The organism is Nocardia sp. NPDC051929 (assembly GCF_044548645.1).
Lineage (GTDB): Bacteria > Actinomycetota > Actinomycetes > Mycobacteriales > Mycobacteriaceae > Nocardia > Nocardia sichangensis.
The window spans coordinates 78,999-90,232 of the sequence record NZ_JBIUCG010000033.1 but is presented as its reverse complement, the minus strand read 5'-3'; the positions used below and the strand labels follow the sequence as shown (position 1 = coordinate 90,232).

Below are 11,234 nucleotides of genomic sequence, written 5' to 3'. Positions count from 1 at the left end.
CGCCCCGCGGGCCGCGGGGGGGGCCTGGGGGCCGGGGGGGGGTTGGGGGGTTCCCGGTTTGGTACCCCCGGAGTGGGTGGGGGGGGGGGGGGGCCCCCCCCGGGGGGCGCCCCCACCCCTCAGTCCTGCACAGTCACCACTGCAAGCCCGGAACCACGCGCGCGACGCGCGCCGCGGGGGAGGGCAGCGCCATGAGCGGCATGATCACCGGCGCCAGCGCGGACAGCGCGCCGCCGGGCGCTTCGGCAGCGGGCGACGGATCGGCCGGACGGCGGTCCGAGCCGCCCCGCGCCGCGCGGGACTCCCCGAACAGCCGGAAGCCCTGGTGCATGATCTGACGCTTCACCGACGGCATCAACAACTCGACCGCCTGGGCGAAGGTGCCGACGGGCGTGTCGATGCGATGCGGCCGGTCCTCGAGCGCGCGCACCACGATCGCCGCGGCCTGATCCGGATCCGGCACCGGAAGCGAGCGGTACAGGTCGGTCGGGGCGATCATCGGGGTCCGCACCAGCGGCATCCGCACCGAGGTGAACGTGATACCGGCATCCCGGTTCTCCACCGCCGCGATGTCGCTGAAGTTGTCCAGCGCCGACTTGCTCGCCACGTAGGCGGCGAACCGGGGCACCTTGGTCTGCACCGCGATCGAGGAGATGTTGACCACGTGACCGAAGCGGCGCGCTCGCATCGACGGCAGCAGTCCCAGGATGAGCCGCACGGCGCCGAAGTAGTTCACCGCCATGGTGCGCTCGAAATCGTGCATCCGGTCGGTGGAGTTGAGCACGGAGCGGCGGATCGAACGGCCCGCGTTGTTCACCAGGTAGTCGACGTGGCCGTGGTCGTCGAGGACGCACTGCACGAGCTTCTCGACCGCTTCGGAGTCGGTGATGTCGCACGGGTAGGTATGCGCGACACCGCCCTCCGCGCGCACCGCCTCGGCGGCGGCCGCCAGGTCGTCGTGACCGCGGGCGACCATGAGGACCGTTGCGCCGCGCCGGGCGACGGCGTGCGCGGTGGCCAGTCCGATACCGGAGGACGCTCCGGTGATGAGCACGACCCGCCCGGCGAGCGGGTCACCGGTGACCGACACGCGGCCGCGCTGCGGGTCGAGGTGGTCGCGCCAGTACTGCCACAACCGCTCGGCGTAGCTGTCGAACGACGGGACGGTCAGACCGGAGCCGCGCAGCTGGGCGCGGGTCGAATCGCTGATGAACTCCGCGGAGAACGAGGTGTGCGGAGCGACTTCGGCCGGGATGCCCACCTGCTCGAGCAGGAAATCGCGCACGGTGGTGACGCCGGGGATGTGCGCGAGTCCGCTGAGCGCCAAACCGCTGCCCGGCACCGTTCCCACGCCGGTCGGGGCGCCCGCCGCGGCGGCGAGCGCGCGATACACCTCCCCGAAGGGCTGCGGCTCGGGGTTGACCAGGTGGAAGGTGCGTCCGTCCAGGCCGGGGCGACGGATCAGTTCGCTCATGGCGGCCGAGACGTAGTCGACCGGAACGATATTCGTGGCGCCGAGATCGGGCAGCGGCAACGGCAGATCGGACGGCAGCGTGGCCAGCCGCGCGATCGCGCCGAAGAAGTAGTAGGGGCCGTCGATCTTGTCCATCTCGCCGGTGCGGGAATCGCCCACGACGATCGCGGGCCGATAGACCCGCCAGCGCACGCCGCGCGCCTGGCGGACGAGTTTCTCGGCGGCGAACTTGGTGCGGTGATACGGCGAGGTCAGCTGCTGTCCGAGGTCGAAGTCCTCCTCGAAGAACTTGCCCTTGTGGTCGCCCGCCACCGCCACAGAAGACACGTGGTGCAGCACCGCGCCCAGCTCGCGAGCCAGGGCCAGCACCGAGCGCGTGCCGGTGACGTTCGCCGCGTGCGCGGTGTCCTCGTCGGCCGTCATGTCGTAGACCGCGCCCAGATGAACGATGTGGTCGGCCCGTGGCGCTTCGCACGCCAAACCGAGCCCTTCGGCGGTGAGATCGCCGATCAGCGCGTAGACCCGCTCGGCGCCGCGCCAGCCCGCCGCGATGTCGGTGAACTTGCCCAGTGACGTCTCACGCACCAGCACGTGGACGATCGCCTCGGCGTCGTTGTCCAGCAGGTCTTGCACAACCCGCCTGCCCAGGAAACCGGTCCCGCCCGTCACGATGTAAGTGGCCATCGCACTCTCCTGCTGTTCAGTCGAACCTTGTTGTCGCACAATTCATCCGGCATGCGGCAATGGATGCGGACAGCGTCGATTCGGCCCCCAGCGACAGACGTCGGGCCGAAAGTAGGAACACCTTCGTCCTGACTTATTACTCAACAGTAATCGACCGCGTGCGGCCCCGGCAAGCGATCATGACCCGTTCACCCTGTGGGACTGGTCACCGTCGGCGCAGGTCAAACGGTATGTGTTACAAAGATTTCCAGTTACCCGAGTTCTGGTCGAGTGTCCAGCAACTGGGCAGCGTCCGGTCTCGCTACTTCTTCTCGACGCGGGCGGGTGGCGTCTGCAGCGGAGGCTTGTCGCGCAGGAACGTCTCGAAGGCGTCCAAGTCGGTCGGGCCCACCGCGGTATCGGCTCCCTCGGTGAAGACGGTGAATCCGTCGCCTCCCGAAGCCAGGAAGTTGTTGGTCGTGATGCGATACGTCGCGACGGGATTCAGTGGCTGACCTGCGATGCGGACGCTGTCGGCGATCACCTTCGCGCCTGTGGGGGCGGTGTCGGAATAGGCGTAGCTGATTCCCGCCGGAGACAGAATGGTCGATTTACCGGTGTTGTTCCACTGCTGTTCCAGCAGGCGCAGGATCTGGCTGCCGCTCAGCGTGAGCGTGACGACCTGGTTGCCGAACGGTTGGACGGTGTAGAGGTCGCCATAAGTGACCGGCCCCTGCTTCAGATCGGCGCGCACGCCACCGGGGTTCATGAAGGCGGCGACGGCGGCGGCCGGACCCGCCGTGGCCGACAGCATGGAATCGGCGATCACGTCGCCCAGGGGCGAGGTGCCCGCCGGTCCCGGGTCGTGTGGGAGGGCGTTCGCGGCCGCGCCGACGACGCGGCCCGCGCGCGGCCGGGACTGCTCGGTGTAGAAATCGATCAGCGCGGTCGTCTGAGCGTCGGGTGTCACCTCGCGGGTCACCACGCGGTTGACCGCCGAGGCCTGCACGCCGTCGCCGCCGAAACGCAGCGTGACGTCGGTGACGAGCCGCCCGTACGAGGCGGCCTGGGTGATCACCTTGCCGCCGATGGTGCACACGTAGGGCTGGTGGCTGTGGGCGGTGAACACCGCCAGGACCGCGGGGTCGATCCGCTCGGCCAGTCCCGTCACGTTCGGGGTGACGTTCGCACAGCCGTTGTAGTCCAGGGCCGCGTTCCGCTCCGGCCGCTGGGAACCGCCGTCGTGCACCAGCGCCACGATCGCTTCGGCGCCCGCCGCCTTCAACTCCGGCACGTAGCGATTGATCGCGGCGGCTTCGTCGCCGAAGTGGAAGCCCCGGATGCCTTCGGGCAGAACGATGCTCGCGGTTTCGGGCGTGACCGTGCCGACTACGCCGATCCGATGGCCGCCCACCTCCAGCATGGTCCACGGGCGCAGCGCGGGCGGTGGGTTGCCCTGCGCATCGATGACGTTCGCCGCGAGATAGGGAAATTTCGCGCCGGTGAAGGGAGCGCCGGGAGAACATCCGTCGAAGGCACATCCGCCTTGTTGCAAGCGCGCCAATTCCAGCACGCCGTCGTCGAATTCGTGGTTGCCGACCGCGGACGCGGCCACTCCCACGTTGTCGAGGAAGTCGATCGTCGGCTCGTCGTGGAACAGGCTGGAGATCAGCGGGCTGGCCCCGATGTTGTCCCCGGCCGCCACCACCGCGCTGGACGGATAGGCGGCCTTCAGCCGGGCGAGATGAGTGGCGAGATACGCGGCTCCGCCCGCGTCGTATTGCGCGATCCTGCCGTTGGACCCGCTCGGCGGCTGCAGATTGCCGTGCAGATCGTTGAAGCCGAACAGGTGCACCTCGTCCGGTTGCGCCGCACGCAGGTCGTTCGTCGAGATCAACGGCACGATCCCGGCCGCCGTCGAGGAGCCGGGACCGGCGCCGGGGTCGGACGTCGTGCCGCAACCCCCCACCAGACCGACACCGACAAGACCGGCAAGAACCACGGCGATGCGGCGACGCGCTCTCATATCACGACTGTCCCACGTCGGCGACGTTCGCGCACGACAGCCGAAATGCCGCCTGCCGCACGGCGATGCGCCGCGCCCGATCCCGCTACTGCGCGGCCGGGAATTCCTCGGCGAGTTCCTCGAAGACCGCGGTGTTCATCGCGAAGGCGCGCCTGCCCTCGTCGAGCACGCGGCGGCGCTCCAGGTCGTCGAGCGGCAGCCGGTCGAGCAGGGCGCGGTATTCCCGCTTGAACGCGGCGGGATTGCCGACTCCGTCGAAGACGTAGAAGCGGACGCCGTCGCCGCGATGCGGTAGGTCCCACAGCTTCTCCGCGGTGCCGCGGATGACCTGTCCGCCGGACAGGTCGCCGAGGTAGCGGGTGTAGTGGTGGGCGATGTACCCGGCGGGCCAGTCGCGCGCGCACTCGTCGATGCGTTCGGCGTAGGCGGCGGTGGCGGGCAGCGGCTCCAAGCCGGTTCGCCAGCCGGAGCCGAGCAGATGTGTGAGGTCGCGCTCGAGTTCGGCGGTGCGGGCCAGCTCGGGCCGGATGAACGGCCCGGCCACCGGGTCGTCGGCCAGCGCCGCCCACCGCTGTTCGAGCGCGCGGTAGATGAACCAGAGCTGGCCGGTGTAGCGGTGATACGAGTCGACGCCGAGCGATCCGCCGAGCATGTCGCTCATGAAGCGGGAGTTCTCCGCCTCCGCATGCTGTTGCGCGGTGGCGGTGCGGATCTGCGCCGAGAACGGTACTGCCTCCGACATGTCCGGACCACCTCACCTCACAGCGGGGCCGCCACCGAATCGCGGGCCCTGACCAGTTCGATAAGAGATTACCGGTCGGAAGTTGCGCGCGCATGCACCTCGCGGCTCAGTGCGCGGGCGTCGATCGGCGGCGGCGCCGGACGATCGGGCGGCGCAGCGAGCCGAACCGGCGCAGTATCCGCGGCCTGCGCACGGTGCGGTCGCACCATTCGCCGAGAGTCACGCCCGCCGCCAGCGCGCAGCCGATGCCGACGGCCGCGAGCAGCTGGTTGCCTCCGATCAGCAGTTCGTCGTTGAGCAGGGCGTAGAGGCCGCGGTAGACCTTGAGGCCGGGAAGCAGCGGAGTGATGCCCGCGACGGCGACGACCAGTGGCGGGGTCAGCGCGCGGCGGGCCATCAGGCCACCGGCCAGGCCGACCAGCGTCGCGGCGACGCCGGAGGAGATCACCGGGCCGAAACCCGCCTCCTGGATGAGCAGGAAGCAGATGATGCCCGCGGCGCCGCTACCCGCGGCCGCGGCCAGCGCCCGGCGTTCGGCGTAACAGGCGAGCGCGAACGCCAGGGCCGCCACCGCACCGGCCGCGATCTTCACCGGCAGGTCGGTGATGTCGCGGGTGGAGGTCAGATACACCGGGGGCACGGTGGCGTCGACGAGATCCGCGATGCGCAGGGTGAGCGCGATACCCGCGATGATGCCGCCGGTCATCATCATCACCTCGAGCATGCGGGCAGTGGCCGTGATGGGCGCGCCGGTGATCGCGTCCTGCACCGAGCCGACCAGTTGCAATCCGCTCAGCAACACGGTGATACCGGCCGCGATGATCAGGGTCGGGTCGACGTCGATCCGCAAGCGCGCGGCGAGGCTCGCCAGCACGATGGCCGGGATCGCCGCGATGGCGCCGCCCACCATGTGCTGGAAGAAGAACGGCAGCCCGTAGCGATTGAGGACGCGATTGGTGCGGTCGATCGCCGCGGTGGTCGCGAAACTGACCGCGGCCACGAGGGCGCCGCCGCCGAGCAACGCGGCGATCGCCGCCGCCATCAGCGACCACGCCGCGGTGGCGGTCCAGCGGTGGTACGGGTGCGGCGCCGAGGTGATCGCGTCGAGTGCGGCGCGGGCCTGAACCGGAGGGACCACTTCGTGGCGGATCCGGCGGGTCAGCCGGTCGACGGCGGCGAGCCGGGTGAAATCGAGGGCGCGGTAGTGCACGATCCGCATCGTGCTGGCCGGTGGCAGCGCGGCGCCGCGGTCGGCCCAGATGCGGATGGCGTCGTAGGTGACGTCGATGCTGCACCGGGACAGCCCGTAGGTGGCGGCGATGAACCGCACCGTCGTGGTGGTGTCCACCACGCCGGTGCCGGAGGCCAGCACCACTTCGCCGACCCGGACCGCGAGGTCGAGGACTTCGGCGACCCTGGCGTCGTCGGTGAGGTCGATCGGCTGCAACGGCGTGGGCGCGGTGACGATGGTGTCCGCGGTCGCCTGCCGGTCCGCGACCAGCATGCCGACGGCCTGGGTGACGACCGGAATCGGCCGGGCCCGCCGCAGGCGAAGCCCGCGACGCCAGCCGAGGTGATCCACCCGTCCGGTGGTGACATCGCCTACGGAAGTTGCCTCAGGACTCATGGAGGCGAACCTAGTCATCCGATGTCTTCTCGGCATCCGTGCGGGTCGCGGCGGGCGCGCCGGTCGCGATCACCCCTTGGTCGGACCGTCGGTTCGTGGTAGAACTTGTTCTAATTTCAGCGATGGGAGCGCGTACGGTGCGGTACGGAATCGTGTTGTTCACCAGCGATCGGGGCATCACCCCCGCGGATGCGGCGCTGGCCGCCGAGCGTGCCGGATTCGACACGTTCTATGTGCCCGAGCACACGCACATTCCGGTGGTCCGGGCCGCGGCGCACCCGCGCACCGGCGATGCGAGCCTGCCCGACGACCGTTATCTGCGGACTCTTGACCCGTGGGTCGCGCTCGGCACCGCCGCGTCCGTGACCGAGCGCATCGGCTTGTCCACCGCGGTGGCGCTGCCCGCCGAACACCATCCGATCACGCTGGCCAAGACCATCGCCTCGCTGGATCACCTGTCCGGCGGCCGGGTCAGCCTCGGCGTCGGATTCGGCTGGAACACCGACGAACTGGCCCACCACGGCGTGCCCGCGGGCAAACGCAGAACGGTGCTGCGGGAGCATCTGGAGGCCATGCGCGTGCTGTGGACCGAAGAGGAAGCCGGCTTCGACGGCGAGTTCGTCACCTTCGGCGCCAGCTGGTCTTGGCCGAAGCCGGTGCAGAAGCGCATTCCGGTCCTGCTCGGCGCGGCGGGTACCGAGAAGAACTTCACCTGGCTGGCGAAGTACGCCGACGGATGGATCACCACGCCCACCGAGGACGACCTGGACCCCAAGATCGCGGTGCTGCGCCGGATCTGGCGCGAGCAGGGGCGTGCCGACAATCCTGAGGTCATCGCGCTCGCCGGGCGGCACGACGCGCAGCAGCTGGCGCGCTGGGCCGAATCCGGGGTCACCGAAGCCGTTTTCGGACTGCCCGACCGTTCCGCGGAGGACGTCCGGGCCTACCTCACGCGCCTGGCGGGAAAACTGGGAATCGAGCACGCCGGGTGACACGCGCGGCGTGACCAACCGCGTCCGCGGATCACAACAAGGGCTCACCAGGGCACCGGCCACGACGATAACGCCCGCCGCGACCAGCAGCCATCGTCGTCCCGGCTCCGCGCCCGCGTCGGCGACGGCCGCCGGTGCGGGGTGGTGCGCGCGCCGAAGACACCGTCCGCAAACGCCATCCTCGTAGACCGGCCCGCCCTCCTGTCGCTGACGACCGTCAGGCCCAGCCGGATCGGCACCGGCGGCGCGCGTCTTTCGTCGGCAGCACGGCGTCGGCGCCGGTGTAGCGGCCACCGCCAGGGAGCGGCGCGGCCACGTTCGGCGACCCACCGTCGGTCACGGCAAATATCCTGTCGGCCGTTCGGTGCGGCCGGGCTGTGCCCACGCGCCGGGCGCAGCGAGCGCCGCCTCAGGCAGGCGGCGAGCCGAACGGCCCGCTGACGAGAAGTGGCCCGCGCGAACGGGTTCGCGCGGGCCACGGAGAACGCCGTCAGCGCAGGTCGCGGCTGCGGAAGGCGGTGATGCCGACGGCGAGCAGCGCCACGGCGGTCGCGAGCAGCCACAGCAGCGGCTGCGCCTGGAATTCGGCGCCGGGCACCTTCGGCGGGTGGACGAACGGCACGAGATCGAGCATCCAGTGCGGCAGGCCGTCGAGCGAGCCGACGAAGAAGATCACCACCATGGCGCTGAGCACGCCCCACGCGACCGGTGCGAACCGCGGTGCGAGACCGTAGAGCGCGACCGCGATGCCCGTGACGACCCACACCGCGGGCACCTGCACGGCGGCGGCGGCCAGCGATTGGGAAAGTTTCGTCCCGAGGTCGCCGTCCGCCGCGCCGTAGACGATGCCGATCGCCACGCCCGAGACCAGCAATGCGGCGGCGGGGCCGAGCAGCGCGAAGCCGATGTGACTCAACGCGTAGCGGACGCGGCCGACGGCGCCGGACAGGGTGGCCTCGACCCGGGCGCTGGTCTCCTCGTCGTGCAACCGCAGGGCTGCGGAGATCGAGTAGGCGGACGCGGCCGCGGCGAGCATCGTGAGCGCGTAGGTGATGAAGGACTGCTGCAGCTGCTGTGAGCCGCCCATCCGGGTGACCATGTCCCGGATGGACGCGCTGCCGTCGAGCATGTCGCCGACGCTGTTCACCGCGCCGCCGATCAGCAGGCCGTAGAGCGCGAAGCCCACCGTCCACGCCAGCAGGGTGCCGCGCTGCAACCGCCAGGCCAGCCCGAACGGACCGGACAGGATCGCCGCCGCCGTGGACGGCCCCGGACGCTCGGCGATGAGCCCGGAACCGACGTCGCGGTTGCCGAGCAACGCGTACGCGACGCCGGTGCCCAGCACCGCGAGAGCGGCGAAGAGCAGCAACACCCACCAGCGTTCCCCGGCGTACGGGCGGATCTGCAGCGACCAGCCGATCGGCGACAACCACGACAGCACACCGTTTCCGGCGTCACCGACCGCCCGTAGCGCGAACGCCGCGCCGAGTGCGCCGAAGGCCACGCCGCGCGCCACCCGCGCACCGGCGCTGACCTGGGCGGCGACCGCCGCGACGGCCGCCCAGACGATGCCGGACGCGGCCAGGGCGGCGCCGAAGGCCATCGATCCCGCGCCGGGCAGGTCGGTGCCGTAGAGCGACAGGGCGCACACGATCCCGGCGAGCAACGCTCCCGAATAGGTCATGAGCAGGGTGGCGGTGAGACCGGCGTAGCGTCCGATGCTGGTGGCGCCCACCAGTTCCGCGCGGCCGGTCTCCTCCTCGACCCGGGTGTGCCGGATCACCGTGAGCACCGTGGCGATGGCGATCATGGTGTACATGGCGCCTGCTTTCCAGGTGCCGATCGACCCGAGCGCGGAGCTGAACACCGGGCCGTACATGGCGATCAGCGCGGGACTGTCGGCCGTGGTCCGCGCGAAACTGTCCAGGGACGCTTGGTCGTCGTACAGACCCCTGATGCTGGCGACCTGGAACGCGGGCATCAGGCCGATGAGCAGCGTCCACAGCGGCAGCACGATCCGGTCGCGCCGCAGGTACAGCCGCAGCAATCGCCCGGTGCCCGCGAAGTCGCCGGACACGCCGAATGCCCGCGCCGCTGTGGCGCGGCCGGCGATGGCGGTGGTCATGCTCGCACCTTCTCCCCGGTGGCCGCGCCGGAGTCGGCGCCGTGGCCGTCGACGTGGTAATGCCGCAGGAACAGCTCCTCGAGCGTGGGCGGCGTGCTGGTCAGGCTGCGCACGCCCGCGTCGCCGAGCACCCGGATGAGCTCGCCGAGGTGCTCGTTGTCGACCTGGCAGCGCAGCGTGTGGTTATCGAGTTCGATATCCTCCACGCCCGGGATGCGGCTCAGATCGCCCGCGTCGCCGGTCAATTCGGCGGTGATCGACGTGCGCGACAGGTGGCGCAGATCCGACAGCGACCCGCTCTCCACCGTGCGCCCGGCGCGGATGATGGTGACCCGGTCGCAGAGCGCTTCGACCTCGGACAGGATGTGGCTGGACAACAGGACGGTCGCGCCGCGCTCTCGCGCCTCGTGCACACACTCCCGGAAGACCTGCTCCATCAGCGGGTCCAGCCCCGAGGTCGGCTCGTCGAGCAGCAGCAGCGGCGCGTCGGAGGCCAGCGCGGCGACCAGCGAGACCTTTTGGCGGTTGCCCTTGGAATAGGTGCGCGCCTTCTTGCGAGGGTCGAGATCGAAGCGCTCGATCAGCTCATCGCGCCGCTTCTCGTCGAGACCGCCCCGCATCCGGGAGAGCAGATCGATGGTCTCCCCGCCCGACAGCGACGGCCACAACGTTACATCGCCTGGCACATAAGCCAATTCGCGGTGCAATGCGACCGCGTCGGCCCACGGGTCGCGGCCGAACAGTCGAGCCTGCCCGCCGGTGGCGCGCAGGATGCCGAGCAGTACCCGGATGGTGGTGGACTTGCCCGCGCCGTTGGGGCCGAGAAAGCCGTGGATCTCGCCCTCGGTGACGGTGAGGTCGAGGCCGTCGAGCGCGGTGACGTGACCGAAAGTCTTGCGCAGATCGCGGACTTCGATGATGTCGGACATCACTTCTCCTTGGTGAATGTGTCCAAGATCGTGGGATCGGTGAGCAGCCCTTGGGTGTAGAACTCCAGGGCCGGTGGGGTGAGTTCTTCGCTGAGTTCGCGAATCGCCTTGCGATAGTCGATCGTCTCGTCGCGGTGCTGGCGCATCTGCATGTACAGCATGGTCGCGCCGACGTTCAGCATCATCAGGTATCGGGCGCGCGCCGCCGGGTCGCGGCTGGGTTTGATCCTGCCCGCCTCGACCGCCTTCTCGAGGTATCCCTCGGCATCTGCGGCCATGTGCTCGAACAGTGATTCCGCCATCGGTCCGCCTGCCTGCAGGCTACGCACCATGTAGGCGACCAGCGGCGCGTACGACTCGATCTCGGCCAGGGCGTCGAGCATGCCCGCCTTCACCGACGACGCGGTGATCGCCTTGACCTTCTCGTCGCGGATCAACTGCAGCACCCGGTCGTCGCAGGCGGCGCGCAGGCCGTCCTTGGACCCGAAGTGATGGTTGACCAGGCCGGGGGAGACGCCGGCGGCGGCGGCGATCTTGCGGACTCCGACCTGGAATCCGTGTTCGCCGAACACCTCGATCGCGGTATCGCGAATGCGCGCCGCGGTGCTCAGATCGTCGGCGGATCCTTGCGGAACGGGCTGTTGGTTAAACACATG

General features: G+C 70.1%; 9 protein-coding genes. 1 reads left to right on the top strand and 8 read right to left on the bottom strand.

Annotation, left to right across the window (positions count from 1 at the left end):
- Positions 1 to 133 precede the first annotated feature (133 nt).
- The 4 genes from ACIHAX_RS34890 to ACIHAX_RS34875 form a co-directional block, all read right to left on the bottom strand.
- Positions 134 to 2,158 carry an SDR family oxidoreductase gene (locus tag ACIHAX_RS34890; RefSeq protein WP_355078512.1) on the bottom strand — a complete coding sequence of 675 codons (2,025 nt, stop codon included), beginning with the start codon at positions 2,156 to 2,158 and terminating at the stop codon, positions 134 to 136.
- A gap of 301 nt (positions 2,159 to 2,459) precedes the next feature.
- Entirely contained in the window at positions 2,460 to 4,163 is a 1,704-nt protein-coding gene (locus tag ACIHAX_RS34885; RefSeq protein ID WP_397281870.1) for a bifunctional metallophosphatase/5'-nucleotidase, read from the bottom strand.
- A gap of 85 nt (positions 4,164 to 4,248) precedes the next feature.
- Positions 4,249 to 4,905 (bottom strand): biliverdin-producing heme oxygenase, encoded by a 657-nt coding sequence (locus ACIHAX_RS34880; protein ID WP_355078510.1) that lies wholly within the window; start codon positions 4,903 to 4,905, stop codon positions 4,249 to 4,251.
- A 106-nt stretch (positions 4,906 to 5,011) separates the two neighbouring features.
- Positions 5,012 to 6,409, bottom strand: coding sequence for a threonine/serine exporter family protein (locus tag ACIHAX_RS34875; RefSeq protein WP_364436716.1), 1,398 nt, complete (start codon positions 6,407 to 6,409; stop codon positions 5,012 to 5,014).
- Positions 6,410 to 6,669: 260 nt separating this feature from the next.
- Between ACIHAX_RS34875 and ACIHAX_RS34870 the strand changes: the two genes are divergently transcribed.
- Positions 6,670 to 7,524 carry an LLM class F420-dependent oxidoreductase gene (locus ACIHAX_RS34870; protein ID WP_364436713.1) on the top strand — a complete coding sequence of 285 codons (855 nt, stop codon included), beginning with the start codon at positions 6,670 to 6,672 and terminating at the stop codon, positions 7,522 to 7,524.
- 217 nt (positions 7,525 to 7,741) lie between these two features.
- Here the strand turns inward: ACIHAX_RS34870 and ACIHAX_RS34865 are convergent, their stop codons facing one another.
- The 4 genes from ACIHAX_RS34865 to ACIHAX_RS34850 form a co-directional block, all read right to left on the bottom strand.
- Complete coding sequence (locus ACIHAX_RS34865) at positions 7,742 to 7,864, bottom strand: hypothetical protein (protein WP_364436691.1); 123 nt, start codon at positions 7,862 to 7,864, stop codon at positions 7,742 to 7,744.
- A gap of 150 nt (positions 7,865 to 8,014) precedes the next feature.
- Entirely contained in the window at positions 8,015 to 9,649 is a 1,635-nt protein-coding gene (locus ACIHAX_RS34860) for an ABC transporter permease (protein WP_397281867.1), read from the bottom strand.
- Positions 9,646 to 10,578, bottom strand: coding sequence for an ABC transporter ATP-binding protein (locus ACIHAX_RS34855; protein WP_364436684.1), 933 nt, complete (start codon positions 10,576 to 10,578; stop codon positions 9,646 to 9,648). Before ACIHAX_RS34855 ends, ACIHAX_RS34860 begins: the two co-directional genes overlap by 4 nt.
- Positions 10,578 to 11,231 (bottom strand): TetR family transcriptional regulator, encoded by a 654-nt coding sequence (locus tag ACIHAX_RS34850; RefSeq protein WP_356968613.1) that lies wholly within the window; start codon positions 11,229 to 11,231, stop codon positions 10,578 to 10,580. Before ACIHAX_RS34850 ends, ACIHAX_RS34855 begins: the two co-directional genes overlap by 1 nt.
- Between the last annotated feature and the right edge of the window lie 3 nt (positions 11,232 to 11,234).

What these genes read in the sequence shown, in the direction of transcription:
- ACIHAX_RS34890 (WP_355078512.1), bottom strand. Translation starts at nt 2,158, where the DNA reads ATGGCCACTTACATCGTGACGGGCGGGACCGGTTTCCTGGGCAGGCGG.
- ACIHAX_RS34885 (WP_397281870.1), bottom strand. Translation starts at nt 4,163, where the DNA reads ATGAGAGCGCGTCGCCGCATCGCCGTGGTTCTTGCCGGTCTTGTCGGT.
- ACIHAX_RS34880 (WP_355078510.1), bottom strand. Translation starts at nt 4,905, where the DNA reads ATGTCGGAGGCAGTACCGTTCTCGGCGCAGATCCGCACCGCCACCGCG.
- ACIHAX_RS34875 (WP_364436716.1), bottom strand. Translation starts at nt 6,409, where the DNA reads ATGCTGGTCGCGGACCGGCAGGCGACCGCGGACACCATCGTCACCGCG.
- ACIHAX_RS34860 (WP_397281867.1), bottom strand. Translation starts at nt 9,649, where the DNA reads ATGACCACCGCCATCGCCGGCCGCGCCACAGCGGCGCGGGCATTCGGC.
- ACIHAX_RS34855 (WP_364436684.1), bottom strand. Translation starts at nt 10,578, where the DNA reads ATGTCCGACATCATCGAAGTCCGCGATCTGCGCAAGACTTTCGGTCAC.